This is a genomic window from Kineococcus esterisolvens (assembly GCF_050871405.1).
In the GTDB taxonomy this organism is placed as follows: Bacteria; Actinomycetota; Actinomycetes; order Actinomycetales; family Kineococcaceae; genus Kineococcus.
Genome location: NZ_JBJLRI010000028.1, coordinates 1 through 18,064 on the forward strand (window position 1 = coordinate 1; position 18,064 = coordinate 18,064).

Genomic DNA, 18,064 nt, shown 5'->3' on the forward strand with positions numbered 1-18,064 from the left:
ACCCCACCGGGGTGCGGCGGCCGTCGCGCGCCCCCGGCTGGCACAGTGGGCGCGTGGCCCAGCGCAGACCCCCCCGCCCCCGCCCGGCCCCGCCGGCGGCCCACCCCGTCCCGCCGGCACCCACCTCCACGCCGGCGATCGGCGCCACGGTTGCGGCGGGGCTCTCGGTGCTGTGCTCGCTGGTGTTCTTCCCGCTGGCCGTGGCGATGGCGCTGGTGGTGCTCGTGCTCTCGGTGCGGGCGCTGGCGCGCCGGGCGCCGTACCGCGGCTGGTGGACGGCGGCCACCGCGCTGGCCGCCTTCTCCCTGGCGACGTCCGCGCTGGGCATCACCTTCCTCCTCGCCGCCCGGTGAGCGGGACCGGCGCAGGTCCACCGGGCGGTCCGCCGGCGCCGCTGGTGCTGGCCCTGGGCCTGGACCCCGGCGACCAGGAGCACCTCGACGAGCTGCGCCGCAGGCACTTCCCGCCCGAGCGGCTGAAGGTCGGCGCCCACGTCACCCTCTTCCACGCACTGCCGGGCGAGCGGTTGCCGCTGGTGCTGGCGGAGGTGGCCGACGCCTGCCGCCGCCCCCGCTTCGACGTCGAGGTCAGCGGGGTGCGCTCGCTGGGCCGGGGAGCGGCGCTGGTGCTGCGCTCGGCGGCGCTGGACGCGCTGCGCGCAGACCTCGCCGGCCGGTTCGCGCCGTGGCTGACCCGCCAGGACGCGCAGCGCTTCTCCGCGCACGTCACCGTGCAGAACTTCGTGCCCCCCGAGCGGGCGCGCGAGCTGGTGGCCCGGCTCTCGGCGGGGTTCTCGCCGTGGACGGTGCGGGCCACCGGCGTGGAGGTGCACCGCTACGCCGGTGGCCCGTGGGAGCTGCTGGAGACCGTGCCGCTCGGCTGAGCGCCCGTGCCCAGCCGCTCACGCCCGGCTGCTCACGTCCACTCCGCCCGGCCGGCGGCGTACGGTTCCAGCGGCCGCCCGGCGCCGTCCACGGCCAGCCAGCCGTCGTCGCTGCCGGTGTCGTCGAAGACGACCGGGACGGCGCAGTCGGGAGCGGCGCTGGCCAGTCGGAACGTCAGTTCGCCCCCGAGCGCCCCGCTGACGACGGCGTCGGCGTCGGCGACGTCCTGGCCGTTGACGACGGCGATGGCCGCCGAGCCCGTGTCGGTGCTCGCGTAGCCGTCGGCCAGGCCGTCGCCGTCGGCGTCGGTGAACGTCCACGCGCCGTCCGCCTCGCCGGCCGCGGTGCACTCGAACAGCACCACGTCCACCTCGAACGGCACCGCCGGCCCGCCCGGCAGCGCGCGCACGGCGAAGTCGGCCACGTCCCCGGCGGGCACGGCCAGCGGGTCCGCCGGGCTCAGCTCCCACGCCGGCGGGACCGGTGTGCTCAGGCCCGTCTCGACGGTCTGCACGGCCCGCTCCAGCAGGCCGGGCGTCAGGGCCCCCTGGCCGCCGACCGCCCGCACCACGGACACCCGCCCCGAGGGGGTCGCGAGGTACTCCCGGGTCGCGGGGCCCAGGTCGTCGGCGGAGGCGGCCAGCAGGACCGGGCCCCCGGTCGCGGCGGCGGTGACGCCGGCCACGAGGGCGTCGGGGAAGGAGTCCCCGCGCGCCAGGGTGGCGCTGGAGCCGTCCAGCAGCGGGGTGGGCACGAACTCGCGGGCCAGTTCGACCGCCGTCCCGTACCGGTCCGCGCCGCCCAGCCGCAGGCTGCCGATGCCCGCGCGCTCGAGCTGCGCCTGCACGCCCGCGGCCACGGAGCCCTCGCCGCCGACGATCCAGACGTGCTCGGTGGCCAGGTCGCGCAGCGCCTGCGCGGTGGCCTCCGGCAGCTCCCCGCGGCGGGTCAGCAGCACGGGCGCCGGTGCCCCGGCGGCCGCCGGGGCGGACGCGGCGAGGGCGTCGGGGAAGTCCTCCCCGCTGACGAGGAACGCCGCCCGGTAGCCGTCGAGCTCGCGCACGGCGCCGCGGCGGGCGACCTCCCGGGCGGCGAGCGCGGCGGTCTCGTACCGGTCCGCACCGCCGAGGCGGGTGACCTGCCGGGTGCCGCCGGCGTAGGCGTCGACGACCCGCGCGCTCACGGCGGACTCCGCGCCCAGGACCAGCAGCTCCCGCACCCCGAGCTCGTCCAGCGCCCGGGCGGTGGCCTCGTGGGGCCGGTCGCCGGGGGTGAGCAGCAGGGCCGCGTCGGCCTGCCCGGCGAGGGCGGCGGCGGCCACCGCGTCGGGGAAGGCCTCGCCGGTGACCAGCACCGCGGTGGCCGCGCCGCCGGGGTGGGTGACCTCGGTGGCGGCCACGGCGGCCGTGGCGTAGCGGTCGGCCCCGCCGGCGCGGGCCGCGGTGACCTCGGTGGCCGCGGTGCTGCTCACCGCGGCCCGGTGGGTGCTGCCGGGCACGGCGCCCGCCGCCGTGCCGGGGGTGGTCAGCGCCAGGACCGCGGCGGCGGTCAACGCCGCGCGGCGTCCGGTGCGGCTGCGGTCCTGCGGGGTGGTTCCCACGGTCCTCTCCTCCCGTGTCGCCTCGCGGGCCCGGCGCTGGACCCGCGAGGCCGACGCTAGGCGCGTCCCTCCCGCCGGGCCCGACGGGAGGGCCTGCGCGGCGGGATCGTCACGAGATCGACAAGAGCGCCCGCCCGCGGCCCGCCCGGCCGCCGACCCCGCTCAGCGCGCAGCGGGGGTGAGCGTGCGCAGCAGCGAGCCGGTGAAGCGGTGCGCCGCCGTGCGCCGCGCGGCCTCCAGAGCCAGCACGTCGTCGCCCGCCGCGCGGGTGCGCGGCAGCAGCTCCTGCGTCGCGTCCAGCACCGCCGCGCGCAGCTCGGTGTTGACGTTGACCTTGCCCAGCCCGGCGGCGCCGGCGCGGGCGAGGTCCTCCTCGGGCAGGCCGGAGGCACCGTGCAGGGCCAGGGGGACCGGGCAGCGCTCGCGGACCGCGGCCACCAGGGGCCAGTCCAGCTGCGGTTCGCCCGCGTAGCGGCCGTGGACGTTGCCGACGGAGACCGCCAGCAGCTGCGCGCCGGAGGCCTCGACGAACCCGGCGACCAGCTCGGGGTCGGTCTTGCCGGTGGCGCGCACGCTCAGGGCGCGGTCCTCGTCGCCGGCGATGTCGCCCAGCTCGGCCTCCACGACGGTGCCGGAGTCGGCGGTGAGCTGGCGCACGCGCGCCACGAAGGCGGCGTTCTCGGCGGGGGGCAGCTTGGAGCCGTCCGCGAGCACCGCGTCCACGCCCGCGTCCACGGCCGCCAGCACCAGGTCCACGTCGGTGGCGTGGTCGAGCTGGACGCTGACGGGGACGCTCGCGGCGTCGGCCAGGCCCCGCAGGGCGGCGGTGAACCGCCGGCCGTGCCGGCCGCCGGCCACGGCCGGCGGCACGAGCAGCGCCACGGGGGCGCCGGCGTCCTCGGCGGCCTCGACGACGGCCAGGGCGGTGCCGAACTCGTAGCAGCTCAGCGCCGGCAGCGCGGCTCCCACCGCGAGCCGGCCGGCGACGAGCTCGTCCAGGCGCGCCCTCACCCGGCGCTCCCGCGCCGGGGGGAGACGACCTCGATCACCGAGGAGTCGTCGTCGGCGCCCCGTCCCTGCGCGGCCCCCAGCAGGTACAGCTGCTCGGCGGCGGAGGCCACGGGGGTCGGCAGGCCCGCGGCGCGGGCGGCGCGGGTGACGATGCCCATGTCCTTGACGAAGATGTCGAGGCGGCTGAGGACCTCGGCGTCCTCCTCCTGCAGCGCCTGCAGCATGCGCGGGCCGCGGTTGGCGAGCATGAAGGAGCCGGCGGCGCCGGCCGAGAGGGTCTCCAGGGTGGCCGCGGGGTCCAGTCCGAGCCGTTCGGCCAGCGCGAGCGCCTCGGCGCCGGCGGCGATGTGCACTCCGCACAGCAGCTGGTTGACGGTCTTGAAGGCCTGGCCCTGGCCGGGCTCGTCACCGATCACGCTGAGCGTGGAGGCGAGCAGGTCGAGCACCGGCGCCGCCTTCTCCCGCGCCCGCGGGGCGGCGCCGACCACGATCAGCAGGTCCCCGGCGCCGGCGCGGGCGGGGCCGCCGCTCAGGGGGGCGTCGACGAGGTGGACGTCGTGCTCGGCCAGGCGCCGGGCGACGTCGACGACGTCGTCGATGCCGACGGTGCTGGTCATGACGACCACGGCACCGGGGGCCAGCACGCCGGCGACGCCCTGCTCGCCGAAGAGCACCTCGCGCAGCTGCGCGCCGTCGCGCACGGCCAGCAGGACGGCGTCGGCGCCGGCGGCGGCCTCGGGTGCGGAGGGGAAGGCCCGCACGCCGGCTCCGGCGGCGAGCTCGAGCCGCTCGGCGGAGATGTCGAAGCCGTGGACGGTCAGCCCCTCGGTCAGGCGGGTCGCCATGGGCAGGCCCATGGCGCCCAGGCCGAGGACGGCGACGGTGTAGCCGGGGGTGGCGGGCATCGGGTGCTCCTGGGGGTTCGCGGGGGTGGTCGCGGGGGTGGTCACGGGGCGGTGAGGGTGCGCACGACGGCCGCCAGGGAGCCGTCGTCGCCGACGTTGCCGGCGAACACCACGTAGGGGGTGCCCACGGCGGGGCCGTCGACGGGCTCCCACAGCGAGACGATGCCGGGCAGCATCGGCCCGCGCACGAGCGCGCGGCGGATGCCCAGGCCGTGGGCGGCCACGTCGCTGGAGGTGATCCCGCCCTTGGCGACGACGAACCGCGGCGGGTGCGCGGCGAGCACGCGCCGCACGACCTCGACGACGGCGGCCGAGACCCGCCGGGAGATGTCCAGGCTCTCGGCGGGGTCGTCGCTGCGCTGCAGGTCGCGGCTGGTGTGCACGACGACGTCACCGGTGGCGAGCAGCCGCACGGCCTCGTCGACGAGGCCCGTCAGGTGCTCCTCGGCGCGCGCGGCGTCCAGGACCTGCGGCACCTCCACCACGAGGGAGCGCACGTCGGGGCGCTCGGCCTGCAGCACGGCGAGCTGGCGGCTGGTGAGGCCGACGTGCGAGCCGACGACGACCAGCCCGCCGCCGGGGCGCGCCGGGTGCTCGGCGAAGACCTCCGCGGCGGTCAGCGGCGGGTGGACCTCCTGCCCGGTGCGGGCGCGCACGAAGGGCGGCCCGACCCGGTACAGCAGCTCCTTGCCCGCCTCCTCGGCCCGGGCCAGGCCCAGCGACAGCAGGCGCATGTCGTCCTCCGTGACGACGTCCGCGACGACCGGGGCGGCGGCGGTGACCGGGGCGAGGGCGGCGGCGACGGCCTCGGGGCCGGCGCGCACGACGGACAGGTCCAGCACCACGACGTCCCCGGCGCGGGTGCGCCCGCCCGTCTTCTCCTCGACCCAGGCGCGCAGGTCGGAGCTGCGGTAGCCGAAGGTGGCGTCGCGGGCGAACTCCGTCTCGCCGGCCGGGACCAGCCCGTCCGGGGTGCGCAGGAAGTGCACGCCGCCGACGGTGATGCGCCCGGCGTCGGGGAAGGCCGGCGCGAGCACGACGCCGTCGACGGCCCGCTCGCCGTGCTCGGCGAGGGTGGCGGCGATGACGTCGGTCTCCAGCGGGAAGTGACCGCGCAGGGTGGAGTCGCCGCGACTGACGAAGCGGACGCGGGTGCCGGTGCGCTCGGCGGCGGCCAGCGCCGCCGTGACGACCTGCCGGTTGCGCTCGGCGGCCTCCCGGGGGTCGAGGCTGCGCGTGTTCGTGAGCACGTAGACGGCGCGGGCGCCGGTGCCCAGGGCCCAGGCGAGGTCGTCCTCCTCCCAGGCGGTCAGGACGGGCAGGTCCGCGACGGACTGGGTGCCGGTGGGGTCGTCGTCGAGGACCACCAGGACGGTGCCGGTGCCGGCGACGGTGCGGGCGACCCGGTCCGCGGGGACGGCGACGGGGGAGGGGTACCGCTGGAGGAGGTCGTCCTCGGACACCATGGGAGCTCCTTGTTCGTCAGATGTCAGACATCTTACTTCAGGTGCACCCTCCGTCGGCGTCCGGGCGCCGGGCCGCACCGGTCAGGCGGGCGGGTCCAGCACGTAGCGGCGGAGGTCCTCGGCAGTCTGCTGCAGGTGCGCGTCCATGGCGCGCCGGGCCCGTTCGGGCTCGCGCGAGCGCAGCGCCTCCAGCACCAGCGCGTGCTGCTCGATCGCGTTGACCTGGATCCGCGGCACGGCCGAGGTCTGCTCGCGCTTCTCCCGCAGCACCCGCGACAGCGGGTCCAGCAGGAGGGCGACGAACACGTTCCCCGACGCGCGCAGGACGGCGTCGTGGAAGCCGATGTCGGCGCGCACGAACGCCGCCAGGTCCTCCCGCCGGTGCGCGTCGCGCATCAGCTCCAGCAGCCCCTCCAGCTCACGGAGGTCCGCCGCCCCGTGGCGCTCGGCGGCCAGCGCCGCCGCACCGGTCTCGATCATGCGGCGCACCTCGACGAGCTGCACGGAGGTCAGGTCCTCGCCGGCCCCGGCGGAGGTCGCCCGCAGCACCGCCTCCAGGCCGGTCCACTGCTCGAGGGGGTTGACGTAGCTGCCCACGCCGGGGGCCGCCCGCACGACGTTCTGCGCCTGCAGCGTCTTCAGCGCCTCGCGCAGCGTCATCCGGCTCACGTCGTGGACCGCGCACAGCTCGGCCTCGGTGGGCAGCGGTCCCCCCACGGGCAGTTCGCCCCGGACGATCTGGTCCAGGATCGTCTCGGCGACCTGGCTGACCAGCGACTTGCGCGGCAACGGAACCGCCCTCCCGTCCGGCGCCGCGACCCCGGCGACCGGGCGCCGCCCGACTCTAGCGGCGAGCGCCGGTGCCGCCCGTGCGCGCCGGGCGGGGCTCAGCGGTCGGCGGCCAGGCCGTGCTCGACCCGCTCGAGCAGGGCCAGCGCGCTGCGCACGGCGTCGCCGTGGCCGTGGCCGTCGTCGTGGCCGTCGCCGGCGTCCAGGGCCCTGCGCAGGCGGCTCGCCCAGTGGGTGCGCAGCAGGCCGAGGTTCCGCGCGGCCAGCGCGGTCGGGTGCAGCGCGACCGCGCGGCCGTCGTGCGCGTCGTGGGAGCGCTCGACCAGGCCCTTGGCCTCCAGGGAGCGGACCGTCGCGCTGAGGTTGCTGCGCTGCAGGCCGGTGGCCGCGGCGGCGGCGCTGGGGGAGGTGCCGGGGTTGCGGTCGAGGTGGCGCATCACGGTCGTCTCGGTGGCCGTCAGCGCCACGACGCCCTCGACGGTGCCGTGCCGGCCCTGCAGGTCGCGGGCGACGGTCATGAGCAGGTCGGCGAGGTCGGCGAGCTCGCCGTCCGCGGGCGGCGGTTGCGCGGTGGTTCCCACGGCCCAAGCGTACGGGGCTGGTTGTCGAGCTATAGTTATCTAAACATCATCGATCGACGAGGACCCACCCGTGCCCACACCCGCTCCCGCTCCCGCCGACCTCACCGGCGCTCGCGCGCTCCCGCCCGTCGAGGGGCACCGCGGCCTCACCCGCGGTCTGCTGCTCGTGCTCGCCCTGCTCTTCGCGATCGCCCCCTTCGCCACCGACCTGTACCTGGCCGCCTTCCCCCAGATGACCGGTGACCTCGGCACCGACGAGACCGGCGTGCAGCTGACGCTGACCGCCTTCCTCGTCGGCACCGCCGCCGGCCAGCTCGTCTTCGGCCCGCTGTCGGACCGCTTCGGCCGCGTGCGCCCCCTCGTCGCCGGTGCCGTGCTCTGCGTGCTCGCCAGCGCGCTCGCCGTCCTCGCCCCCACGGTGGGCGTGCTCGTCGCCGCCCGCGTCGCGCAGGGCCTGGGTGGCGCGGCGGGCATGGTCATCGGCCGCGCCGTCGTCGCCGACCTCGTCACCGGTGCCGCCGCCGCGCGCGCCCTGAGCCTGCTGATGATCGTCGGCGGCCTGGCCCCGGTCGTCGCCCCGCTCGCCGGCAGCCTGCTCGTCGGCCCCGTCGGCTGGCGCGGCGTCCTCGCCGTCGTCCTGGCCCTCGCGGTGCTGATGCTCGTCGCCGTCCTCGCGGTCGTGCGCGAGTCGCACCCGCCGTCCCGCCGCGCCGCGGCGCGCGAGCTGCGCGCCGCCTCCGGCTCCACCGCCCGCGACCTGCGCTCGCGCACGTACGTCGGCAACACCCTCGCCTTCGCCTTCGGCTTCGCCGTGATGATGGCCTACATCTCCGCCTCGCCGTTCCTGTACCAGGACCTGATGGGCCTGAGCGAGGTCCAGTACGGCCTGGTGTTCGGCGTCAACGCCCTGCTGCTCGCCGTGGTCAGCGGCGCCTCCGCCCGCCTCGCGGGCCGCCTCCCCGTCCAGCGCCTGCTCGCCACCGGGCTGGGCGCCTCCCTGCTGGCCTCCGCGGCGCTGCTGCTGCTCGTCCTCCTCGACGTGCCCGCGGGCTGGTTCACCCTGCCCATCGCCGCCGCGATCGCCGCCCTGGGCCTGGTGATGGGCAACGGCACCGCGCTCGCGCTGGCCGCCGTGCCGCGCGCCGCCGGCTCCGCCTCGGCCCTGCTGGGGGCCCTGCAGTTCGCGCTCGCCGCCCTCGTCTCCCCGCTGGTCAGCCTCGGCGGTGCCACGAGCCCGCTCAACCTCGCGGTCGTCATGGTCGTCTCGGCCGCCGTCGCGCTGGGCGGGTGGGCCCTGGGCAACGCCGGCCGCCGCCCCGGGGCCGGGGTGCCCGCGCAGCGCCGGCACGGCTGACCCCCGCGGCGCCGGGGGCCCGGGGCGGGACACCCAGGAGGCGGCCCCCAGGCCCCGGCCCAGCTCCCCGGGCCCGCGCCCGGCCCCGTGCCGCCGCTTGTCGGCGTACATGGCGCGGTCCGCGCGCTCCCACGCGGCGACCAGGCCCCCGGCCGGCCCCGTCGCCCCCACCCCGGCGGACGCCGCGATGCCCTGGCTGCGCAGGGCGCTGCGCAGCCGCTCCACCACCTCCTGCGCCTCGGGGGCGGCGGTGCCCGGCATGACGACGCCGAACTCGTCCCCGCCCAGGCGGGCGAGCGCGTCCCGCCCGCGCAGCTCGCCGCGCAGCACCTCGGCCGTGCGGCGCAGCAGGTCGTCGCCGGCGCCGTGCCCCAGGGTGTCGTTGGCCTGCTTCAGCCCGTCCAGGTCGAGCACGGCCACGCAGGCCGGACCGCGGTGCGGGTGCTCCCGCTCGGTCAGCAGCCGCTGCCAGCCGCGCCGGTTGGCCAGCCCGGTGAGCACGTCCGTCTCGGCCTCGCGCCGGGTCCACCCGGCCAGCTGGTGCAGCTGCACGGCGACCTGCTCGCGCTGCAGCAGGGCGCTCAGGAGGGTGCCCAGCAGCTGCAGCAGCGGGGCGTGGCGGGTCAGCGAGTCGTCGCGCACCGCCGGGTCCAGGCCGCAGACGGTGCCGAACAGGTGCCCGTCGGCACCCACCAGGGGCACCGCGACGTAGGAGCCGATGCGCAGCAGGCGGCTGACGCCTGCCCCGGCGTAGGCGGGCACGGCCATGACGTCGGGGGCGATGGCCGGTGCGCCGGCGACCATGCGCTTGCAGAAGGAGGCGTCCCAGTCGTGCCCGTCGCCGGGCCGCGTCCCGTACACCTCGTCGCGCACGTGCACGTACACCTGGCGGTCCCCGTCGTGGCGGGTGACGGCCCAGTAGCCCATGGGCACGTTCTCCTGCAGGTGGTCCAGCACCGCGGAGCACGCCTGCTCGAACGTCACCGCCCCGTCGCCCAGCAGCGCCACCAGCCCCGCGGGCGGTGCGGGCTCGGCGCCCGGGGTGCCCGGGGTGCCCGGGGTGGTGTGCGCAGCGGGGGCCGCCGGGAGGGGGGCCCCGGGCGCGGGCCGCCCGCGGTCGGCGTCCAGCTCGCACCACAGGGTGGTGCCGTCCGCGTCCACGCCGTGGCGCTCGGACAGGGCCACGACCAGCGCCCAGCGCCAGCCGCCCGCACCGCCCGGCGCGCTCGCGCGGTCGTGGGGACCGGCCGAGCCGTCCTGGACGACCAGGCGCACCGTGCCGCCCCGGGCGGCGATGCGCAGCAGCAGCCGGCCGTCCGGGTGCTGCTGGTGGTGCGGCAGCAGGTCGCCCACGAGCTCGGTGACCACCTGCTCGGCCCGCTCGCGCAGTTCCCCGTCCAGGCCCGGGACGTGCCGGCGCACGTAGCGCCGCGCGCGCGGGACGCTGTCCGGCTGCGCCGGCAGGCTCACCGCGACGTCCACCGCGACGTCGACGGCGGCTGCGCCGGACGCGCTCGTCAGGGTCACCGGAGCCACCGGGGCGAGTTCAGAGCCATGTCAACTACGAAGTGTAGGTAGAGCTTCACCGACTGTCGTGCCGGGGTCGGCGCCCGGCGGCGCGGCGCGGGCCGCGCTCGCCGCCGGGGCGCTCGCACGGCGACGGCCGGGGTCGCGGGCCCACCGGGTCCCCGGCCGCTCGCGGCGCAGGCCGCTGCGAGAGGGTGGCGGCCGTGGAGCGCGAGCCGAGGCCGCGGGGGAGCGGCGCGCAACCGGCGGGTGACGCCGATCCCGGCGCGCTCGTGGGGGCGGCCGTGCGCGCGCGGCGCAGCGCCGCCGGGCTGTCGGTGGCCGAGCTGGCACGGCGCGCCGGGGTGTCCGGGCCGTTCGTCAGCCAGCTGGAGGGTGGGCGCTCCTCGGTGAGCATCCCGGTTCTGTACCGGCTGGCGGGCGCGCTGGGCTGCGCGGCCAACGACCTCCTCCCGCTCAGCGGGGAGCAGCGCCGGCTCACCCGCGCCGGTGCCGGCCCGAGGTTGCGCGCCGGGGCGGACGGGCCCGGCGGACCGGCGCAGCGACCGCGGCTGCTGACCCGCACCGGTGAGGGGGTGCTGCTGGAGGGGTACCACTACGTGCTGCGCCCCGGCGACGCCGAGCAGGAGTGGTTCGCGCAACCCGGTGAGGTGTTCGTGCACGTGCTGGCCGGGCGGATCGCCGTCGAGTTCACCGACGGCACGTGCACCGGGCTCGCCGCGGGCGACTCGCTGCACCACGAGGGTGCCGTCCCGCACCGGTGGCTGCTGCGCGGTGACGGTCGCGCGGAGGTCCTCGTGGTCCTCACGGCAGACGTCACACGTCCGTAACCCACCAGCCGTAAGCACTACTTACGGTTCGGGGGTGGAAGCCCCCTTCGAGGTCCCCGCCGTCGACATCTCCCCCTACGTGCACGGCGGCAACCCCGCCGAGCGCGCCGCCGTCGCCGCGGCGGTGGACGTCGCCTGCCGCACCGTCGGTTTCGTGCAGGTCACCGGCCACGGCGTCCCCGACGCCACCAGCGCCGGCCTGGTGGGCGCGATCGACGAGTTCTTCGCCCTGCCGCAGGACGTCAAGCGCCGGTACGTCGCGCCGAAGGGCGTCAACCGCGGGTACACCCCGCCCAGGAGCGAATCCCTCAGCCTCAGCCTGGGCGTGGAGGCGGCCAGCCGCATGAACGACTTCTTCGAGGCGTTCAACACCGGCGCCGCCGTCAGCGACTACCCCGGCGTCGAGCTGGACCCCGCGGTCTACCCCGAGGACCTGTGGCCGGACGAGGAACTCGTGCCGGGTTTCCGCGCGCGCGTGCAGGCGTGGGAGGCCGAGGCCGGTCGCGTCGCGCGCACCCTCACGACGGTGTTCGCCGACGCCCTCGGCCTCGAACCCGGCTGGTTCGACCGCGTGACCGGTCACTCCCTCGACGTGCTGCGCATGAACAACTACGCCCTGCCGCCGGGGACCGTGGAACTCGACGGCGACCTGACCGGCATGGGCGAGCACACCGACTACGGCATCGTCACCGTCCTGTGGGCCGACCGCGTCGCCGGCCTGCAGGTCCTCGGCCCGGACGGCACCTGGCACGACGTCCAGCCCGCCGAGGACGCGCTGCTGGTGAACCTCGGCGACGCGATGGCCCGCTGGACGAACGAGCGCTGGACGTCGACGCTGCACCGCGTCAAGCCTCCGATCGTCGACGGCACCATCGAGCGGCGCCGCTCCGCCGCGTTCTTCCACGACGGCGACGTCGACGCCGTCGTGGCCGCCCTGCCCGGGTGCGTGGCTCCGGGCGAGGAGCCCCTCTACCCGCCGGTCACCATCGGCGAGCACATCGCCGCCAAGCTCGCCGGTTCGCGCGCCGGGCGCGCCAACACCGCCGCGCAGCGCGAGGCGGCGCGCGTGCTGGCGTCGGCGCGCTGAGGCGGTGGACGACGTGACGACCGGACTCGCCCCCGTCGCCGGGCCCGCCCCCGTCGCCGGGCCCGCCGCCGCGCCGGCGTCCGCCGACCTGCTGCGGCGCGCGCCGAAGGCCGAGCTGCACTGCCACCTGGAGGGTTCCGTGCCCGCCGAGGTGGCGGTGCGGCTGGCCCGGCGCCACGGCGTCGCGCTGCCGACCACGGACCCCGGCGAGCTGTACCGGTACGAGGACCTGGAGGGTTTCCTGGCCGTCTACACCGCCGTCTCGCGGGCCCTGGTCACCCCCGCCGACCTCGCCGAGGTCACGCACGCCTGCCTCGTCGCGGCGGCCGCGGAGGGCCTGCGGTACCGGGAGATGTCCTTCAACCCCACGAACCACCCGACGACGACCTACCGGCAGGTGCTGGACGGCGTCCTCGACGGTGTGCGCTCGGCCCGGGCGGAGACCGGTGTGGACTGCCGGCTCGTCGTCGCCGTCAACCGCGAGCAGCCGCCCTCGGTGGCGCTGGACCTGGTGCGCGCGGCGCTGGAGCACCGCGCCGACGAGGTGGTGGCCGTCGGCCTGGACCACAACGAGCTGGTGGGACCGCCCGCGGCGTTCGCGGAGGCGTTCGCGCTCGCCGCCCGCGGCGGGCTGCACCGCACCGCTCACGCCGGCGAGCGCGGGAACGCCGCCGAGGTCGCCGCCTCCCTGGACGCGCTGGGCGCGCAGCGGATCGACCACGGCTACGCCGTCCTCGCCGACCCCGGTCTGCTCGCGCGCTGCCGCACCGAGGGCGTCCACTTCGCGACCTGCTGGTCGACGCAGCTGTTCCACGGCGGTGACGGGTCCGCGATCGCGGGGATGCTCCACGCCGGGCTGGCGGTGTCCGTGAACCCCGACGACCCGCCGATGTTCGGCACGAGCACCGGCGAGGAACTGGCCCGCGCGGGCACCGCGCTCGGGTGGACGCCCGGGCAGGCGCAGGAGAGCGTCCTGGCCGCGGTGGGGGCCGCGTTCTGCGACGAGACGGACCGCGCCGCGCTCGCGGCCGAGGTCCGGCGGGGGTTCGCGGAGCTCCTCGCGCCGGCGGCGGCGGGCTGACCCGGCGGCCCCCGCGGGGTCCTCAGGCCCCCGAGGCCGCGCGCACCGCGAGCGGCAGCAGCCGCAGCACCTCGTCGACGTCCTGGCCGGTCGTCGCGGGCCCCATCGAGAACCGCACCGCGGTGCGGGCGGTGTCGGCGTCCAGGCCGGTGGCCAGCAGCACGTGGGAGGCGTCCTCCGACCCCGCCGAGCACGCCGAACCGCTGGAGCACACGACCCCCACCGCCTCCAGCTCCAGCAGCACCGTCTCCCCGCCCACGCCGGGGAAGCAGAAGGAGGCGTGGTGCGGCAGGCGCTGCACCGGGTGGCCGGTCAGCCGCGCGCCGGGCACCTCGGCGAGGACGCCGCCGATCAGCCGGTCGCGCAGCGCCCGCAGCCGTGCGGATTCCTCCTCGCGGGCCGCCTCGGCCAGGCCCAGGGCGACGGCGGTGCCCACGGCGCCGGCCACGTCCACGGTGCCCGAGCGGCGGCCCTGCTCCTGCCCGCCGCCGTGCAGCACCGGTTCCAGCGGCACCGGACCGCGCACGAACAGCGCACCCGACCCGCGCAGGCCGCCGAACTTGTGCGCCGAGACCGACAGCGCGTCCACGCCGAGCGCGTCCACGTCCAGGGGCAGGTGACCGGCGGCCTGCACCGCGTCGGTGTGCAGCGGCACCCCGTGCGCGCGGCAGACCCGCGACACCTCCGCCAGCGGCTGCACGGTGCCGATCTCGTTGTTGGCCAGCATCACCGACACCAGGGCGGTGCCGTCGCCGACCAGGCGTTCCAGCTGCTCCAGGTCCACGACGCCGAACTCGTCGACCCCGGCCTCCTCGACGCGGAAACCCGCCCGGGCCAGCGCCCGCGCCGTCTCCAGGACCGCGGGGTGCTCGATCGCCGAGACCACCACGTGCCGCCCGCGCGGGGAGGCGGTGGCGATGCCGGTGACCGCGAGGTTGTCCGCCTCGGTGCCGCCGCCGGTGAGCACCACCTCGCCGGGGCGGCACCCGAGCACCTGCGCGATGCCGGCGCGCGCCGCGTCCAGCCCCGCCTTCGCCGCGCGGCCCGCCTCGTGGGCGCTGGAGGGGTTGCCCGTGACGCTCGTCAGGTACGGCCAGACGGCCTCCAGCACCTCCCGCCGCGGCGGGGACGTGGCGGCGTGGTCCAGGTAGATCACCGCAGCACCCCCGTCGTCGCGGCGCCGGGTGCGGCGACCTCGACGTCCAGGCCGAGGTCGAGCGTGCGGGCGTTCTGGGTCAGCGCCCCCACCGAGACCAGGTCCACGCCCGTGCGGGCGATCGCGGCGACCGTGTCCAGCCGCACCCCGCCGCTGGCCTCCACCAGGGCCCGCGACGACGCCCGCACCCGCCGCACGCCCTCGGCGAGGTCCTCCAGGGAGAAGTTGTCCAGCATGACGACGTCCGGTTCGGCGGCCAGCACCGCCTCGAGCTGGTCGAGGCGGTCGACCTCCACCTCGACGCTCGTGGTGTGCGGGACCCGCTCGCGCACCCGCCGCAGCGCGGTCGTCACGTCCACGCCCTCGGCGAGCAGGACGGCGAGGTGGTTGTCCTTCACCAGCACCGCGTCCGACAGCGACCAGCGGTGGTTGCGCCCGCCACCCGCGCGGACCGCGGCGCGCTCCAGCACCCGCAGGCCCGGCGTGGTCTTGCGGGTGTCCACCACCCGCGCACCGGTCCCGTCGACGGCGGTGATGAACCGCGCGGTGAGGGTGGCGATCCCGGACAGGTGCTGCAGCAGGTTCAGCGCCACCCGCTCGGCGCGCAGCACGGCGCGCGCGGTGCCGCTGACCCGGCCCAGGACGTCCCCGGCGGCGAACCGGGTGCCGTCGGGGGCGAACTCGCAGCGCGGCAGCGCACCCCCGCAGAGCGCGGCGGCCTGCCCGAACGCGGCGACGGCGGCGGCGGTCCCGGCCAGCACGCCGGGTTCGCGGGCGCGCAGTTCCGCGTGCGCGACGGCGCCCTCGGGGAGCAGCGCCTCGCTGGTGACGTCGCCCCAGGGGGCGTCCTCGGCCAGTGCCGCGGCGACGACAGTGGCGACCGGGTCGGTGGGGGTGTTCACGGCGTCCTCCGCAGGGTGCGCCGGCGCGGCGCGCCGGGGGTTTCCGGGTGGTCCTCGCGGTGGTGCGCGCCGAGGCTCTCGGTGCGCAGCGCGGCCGCCGTCACGAGCAGCCGGGCGACCAGCAGCAGGTTCGCGTCCTCGTGGGCGCGGCGGTCCACGCCGGGCAGCCCGGCGAGCTCCAGGGGTGGTTCGTCGGGGGTGAGCAGCTTGGCGGCGACCGCCAGGCCCGCCGCGTCGCGGAACAGGCCGGCGTGCTCCCACAGGGCCGCGCGCAGGTCGCGGCGGGCGACGTGCGAGGCGCGGGCCGTCGCCCGGCCGGGCAGCTCCACCACCTCGTCGGCGGCGAACCCCGGCGGCTCGCCGCAGGCCCCCGCGGCGACGGCCGCGACGTCGGCGGCGACCCGGGAACCGGTGACCAGTGCCTCCAGCAGCGAGTTGGACGCCAGCCGGTTCGCGCCGTGCACCCCGGTGCACGCGACCTCCCCGGCGGCCCACAACCCGGGCACGCTCGTGCGCCCGCGCGAGTCGGTGCGCACCCCGCCCATGAGGTAGTGCGCGGCGGGCGTGACCGGCACCGGTTCACGGTCCGGGTCGATCCCCGCGGCCGCGCACAGGGCGGCGATGCCGGGGAACCGGTGCGCGAAACCCCGCCCCGTGCGCGCCCGCAGCACCGTGGCGTCCAGCAGCGCCGGCCGGCCGCCGTGCGCGGCCACCGCGCGCCCGGTCGCCCGGGCGACCACGTCGCGCGGCGCGAGTTCCGCGCGCGGGTCGACGCCCGGCATGAACCGGTGCCCGGCGGCGTCGAGCAGCACCGCGCCCTCGCCGCGAACCGCCTCGGAGACCAGGAAGGGCTGCGGCACGGCCGCGACCGTGGGGTGGAACTGCACCATCTCCAGGTCGGCGATCCCGGCGCCGGCGCGCCAGGCCGCGGCCAGGCCGTCCCCGGTGGCGACGGCCGGGTTCGTGGTGCGGCTGAACAGCTGCCCGGCCCCGCCGGTGGCGAGCACGACCGCGCCCGCGTCCACCCGGTGAGCCACCTCCGCGCCGGAGGCGGTGCGCAGCAGCAGGTCGGCTCCCACGACGCGCCCGGCGTCCACGACCAGGCCCACGAGGAACGCGTCCTCGTGCACGACGACGTCGCTGCGCCGCACCGCTGCGGTCAGCGCCGCGGAGATCGCCGCTCCGGTCCGGTCGCCGCCCGCGTGCAGGATGCGCGGGCGCGAGTGGGCGGCCTCCAGCCCGAGGGCGGGTCCCCCGTCGGGGCCGCGGTCGAACTCCACACCGCGCCCGGCCAGCGCCCGGACCGCGGCGGGTCCGCCCGCGCAGACCGCGACCACCGCGTCCGGGTCGCACGACCCCGCACCCGCGGCCAGGGTGTCGGCGACGTGCACGTCGACGTCGTCGGCTCCGGCCGCCACGGCGATGCCGCCCTGGGCCCAGCGCGTGCTGCCGTCGCCCAGGGCGGTCTTGGTCGCCAGCACCACGGAACCGGTGCGGGCCGCCTCCAGCGCGGCCGTCATCCCCGCCAGACCCGCCCCGAGGACCAGGACGTCGCAGGAACCCGGCGCACCCGCGGTGCCGGGGGGCTTCACGGCCGCACGGCCAGCATGCGCTCCAGGGCGGTGCGCGCGTCGGTGGCGACCTGCGGTTCCACGCTCACCCGGTTCACCACCTCGCCGCGCACCAGCGACTCCAGCACCCACGCCAGGTACGCGGGGTGGATGCGGTACATCGTCGAGCACGGGCACACGACCGGGTCCAGGCACGTGATGGTCAGGTCGGGCCGGGTGTCGGCCAGGCGGCGCACCATGTTGACCTCGGTGCCGATCGCGAACGCGGTCCCGGCCGGGGCGGCGTCCACGACGCGCTGGATGTACTGCGTGGAACCGTTCTCGTCGGCCGCGTCGACGACCTCGGCCGGGCACTCCGGGTGCACGACGACACGCACGTCGGGGTTCGCGGCGCGGGCCGCCTCGATCTGCGCGACGGTGAACCGCTGGTGCACCGAGCACCACCCCCGCCACAGCACCACGCGGGCGTCGGTCAGCGCCTCGGGGGAGTTCCCGCCGCGCGGCTTCCGGGGGTCCCACAGCGGCATGGCCCCCAGCGGCACGCCCATCGCCTTGGCGGTGTTGCGGCCCAGGTGCTGGTCGGGGAAGAACAGGACCCGCTGCGCGCGCTCGAACGCCCACTCCAGCACCTCGCGGGCGTTGGAGGAGGTGCAGACGATGCCGCCGTGCGCGCCGCAGAACGCCTTCAGCGCGGCGGCGGAGTTCATGTAGGTGACGGGCAGGACGGGGACCCTCCCGTCGGCGTCCGGATCCGTTCCGTACAGCGCGGTGAGCTGCTCCCAGCAGGCGTTCACCGCGTCGATGTCGGCCATGTCGGCCATCGAGCAGCCCGCGGCGAGGTTCGGCAGGATCACCGGCTGCTCCGGCGTGGTGAGCAGGTCGGCCGTCTCGGCCATGAAGTGCACGCCGCAGAACACGACGGCCTCCGCCTCGGGGTGGCGCTGGGACTGCTGCGCGAGCTGGAAGGAGTCGCCGACGAAGTCCGCGTACCGCACGATCTCGTCGCGCTGGTAGGCGTGCCCGAGCACCGTGACCCGGCTGCCGAGGGTCTCCTTGGCGGCGCGGATCCGCCGGTCCAGCTCCTGCGGCCCCAGCAGCCGGTACTCGGCCGGGATCTGCTGCTGCACCGGTGTGCCGGCCGGTGCGGGGTCCTGCCGCGAGGCGCCGGCGCCGTACGTCGGCGCCGGCAGCGGCAGGCCCGGGACGGCGTCGAACTGCCACGGGCCGCTGGGCAGGTCGGGGTCGCACGTCTCGTCGTCGACCCGCGAGGGGGTGCGGGCGAGCAGGGCGATCTGCGTGGGGACGGACGCCATGGCGTGC

Annotated in this window: 16 protein-coding genes and 1 pseudogene; 6 read left to right on the plus strand and 11 right to left on the minus strand. The window is 77.5% G+C overall.

The window, feature by feature from the left end; genetic code table 11:
- Window positions 1-53 precede the first annotated feature (53 nt).
- Window positions 54-353 carry a hypothetical protein gene (locus tag ACRYR8_RS10760; RefSeq protein WP_432484466.1) on the plus strand — a complete coding sequence of 100 codons (300 nt, stop codon included), beginning with the start codon at window positions 54-56 and terminating at the stop codon, window positions 351-353.
- Complete coding sequence (locus ACRYR8_RS10765; RefSeq protein ID WP_432484467.1) at window positions 350-883, plus strand: 2'-5' RNA ligase family protein; 534 nt, start codon at window positions 350-352, stop codon at window positions 881-883. The genes ACRYR8_RS10760 and ACRYR8_RS10765 overlap by 4 nt, the downstream gene beginning before the upstream one ends.
- A 32-nt stretch (window positions 884-915) precedes the next feature.
- Here the strand turns inward: ACRYR8_RS10765 and ACRYR8_RS10770 are convergent, their stop codons facing one another.
- From ACRYR8_RS10770 to ACRYR8_RS10795, 6 genes are all read right to left on the minus strand, one after another.
- Entirely contained in the window at window positions 916-2,484 is a 1,569-nt protein-coding gene (locus ACRYR8_RS10770; RefSeq protein ID WP_432484468.1) for a cell wall-binding repeat-containing protein, read from the minus strand.
- Between the two features lie 162 nt (window positions 2,485-2,646).
- The gene (locus ACRYR8_RS10775; RefSeq protein ID WP_432484470.1) at window positions 2,647-3,495 is read right to left on the minus strand and encodes a class II fructose-bisphosphate aldolase; all 849 of its coding nucleotides are present in this window, start codon (window positions 3,493-3,495) and stop codon (window positions 2,647-2,649) included.
- Entirely contained in the window at window positions 3,492-4,400 is a 909-nt protein-coding gene (locus tag ACRYR8_RS10780; RefSeq protein ID WP_432484471.1) for an NAD(P)-dependent oxidoreductase, read from the minus strand. Before ACRYR8_RS10780 ends, ACRYR8_RS10775 begins: the two co-directional genes overlap by 4 nt.
- 41 nt (window positions 4,401-4,441) lie before the next feature.
- Window positions 4,442-5,866 carry a four-carbon acid sugar kinase family protein gene (locus ACRYR8_RS10785; RefSeq protein WP_432484472.1) on the minus strand — a complete coding sequence of 475 codons (1,425 nt, stop codon included), beginning with the start codon at window positions 5,864-5,866 and terminating at the stop codon, window positions 4,442-4,444.
- A gap of 81 nt (window positions 5,867-5,947) precedes the next feature.
- Window positions 5,948-6,655, minus strand: coding sequence for a FadR/GntR family transcriptional regulator (locus ACRYR8_RS10790; RefSeq protein ID WP_432484473.1), 708 nt, complete (start codon window positions 6,653-6,655; stop codon window positions 5,948-5,950).
- A gap of 98 nt (window positions 6,656-6,753) precedes the next feature.
- Window positions 6,754-7,236, minus strand: coding sequence for a MarR family winged helix-turn-helix transcriptional regulator (locus tag ACRYR8_RS10795; protein WP_432484474.1), 483 nt, complete (start codon window positions 7,234-7,236; stop codon window positions 6,754-6,756).
- A 70-nt stretch (window positions 7,237-7,306) separates the two neighbouring features.
- On the opposite strand from ACRYR8_RS10795, the gene ACRYR8_RS10800 reads away from it, so the two are divergent.
- On the plus strand, window positions 7,307-8,590 hold the full coding sequence (locus ACRYR8_RS10800; RefSeq protein WP_432484475.1) for a multidrug effflux MFS transporter: 1,284 nt from the start codon (window positions 7,307-7,309) through the stop codon (window positions 8,588-8,590).
- Window positions 8,591-8,692: 102 nt separating this feature from the next.
- Here the strand turns inward: ACRYR8_RS10800 and ACRYR8_RS10805 are convergent.
- Window positions 8,693-9,517, minus strand: a pseudogene (locus ACRYR8_RS10805) (GGDEF domain-containing protein); the annotation flags it as partial.
- A gap of 803 nt (window positions 9,518-10,320) precedes the next feature.
- Between ACRYR8_RS10805 and ACRYR8_RS10810 the strand changes: the two are divergent.
- From ACRYR8_RS10810 to add, 3 genes are read left to right on the plus strand one after another with little or no spacing between them, the layout of a single operon-like run.
- Window positions 10,321-10,947 (plus strand): helix-turn-helix domain-containing protein, encoded by a 627-nt coding sequence (locus ACRYR8_RS10810; protein ID WP_432484476.1) that lies wholly within the window; start codon window positions 10,321-10,323, stop codon window positions 10,945-10,947.
- Window positions 10,948-10,981: 34 nt separating this feature from the next.
- Window positions 10,982-12,034, plus strand: a complete 1,053-nt coding sequence (locus ACRYR8_RS10815; RefSeq protein ID WP_432484477.1) for an isopenicillin N synthase family dioxygenase — start codon at window positions 10,982-10,984, stop codon at window positions 12,032-12,034.
- A gap of 13 nt (window positions 12,035-12,047) precedes the next feature.
- Entirely contained in the window at window positions 12,048-13,115 is a 1,068-nt protein-coding gene (gene add / locus ACRYR8_RS10820; protein WP_432484478.1) for an adenosine deaminase, read from the plus strand.
- Window positions 13,116-13,137: 22 nt separating this feature from the next.
- Here the strand turns inward: add and ACRYR8_RS10825 are convergent, their stop codons facing one another.
- Genes ACRYR8_RS10825 through nadA form a run of 4 tightly spaced genes read right to left on the minus strand, consistent with a single transcriptional unit; the run spans window position 13,138 to window position 18,057 of the window.
- Window positions 13,138-14,271 carry a cysteine desulfurase family protein gene (locus ACRYR8_RS10825; protein WP_432484479.1) on the minus strand — a complete coding sequence of 378 codons (1,134 nt, stop codon included), beginning with the start codon at window positions 14,269-14,271 and terminating at the stop codon, window positions 13,138-13,140.
- On the minus strand, window positions 14,268-15,173 hold the full coding sequence (gene nadC / locus ACRYR8_RS10830; RefSeq protein WP_432484480.1) for a carboxylating nicotinate-nucleotide diphosphorylase: 906 nt from the start codon (window positions 15,171-15,173) through the stop codon (window positions 14,268-14,270). Before nadC ends, ACRYR8_RS10825 begins: the two co-directional genes overlap by 4 nt.
- Window positions 15,170-16,765, minus strand: coding sequence for an L-aspartate oxidase (gene nadB / locus ACRYR8_RS10835; RefSeq protein WP_432484481.1), 1,596 nt, complete (start codon window positions 16,763-16,765; stop codon window positions 15,170-15,172). The genes nadC and nadB overlap by 4 nt, the downstream gene beginning before the upstream one ends.
- The gene (nadA, locus tag ACRYR8_RS10840; protein WP_432484482.1) at window positions 16,762-18,057 is read right to left on the minus strand and encodes a quinolinate synthase NadA; all 1,296 of its coding nucleotides are present in this window, start codon (window positions 18,055-18,057) and stop codon (window positions 16,762-16,764) included. Before nadA ends, nadB begins: the two co-directional genes overlap by 4 nt.
- Window positions 18,058-18,064 lie beyond the last annotated feature (7 nt).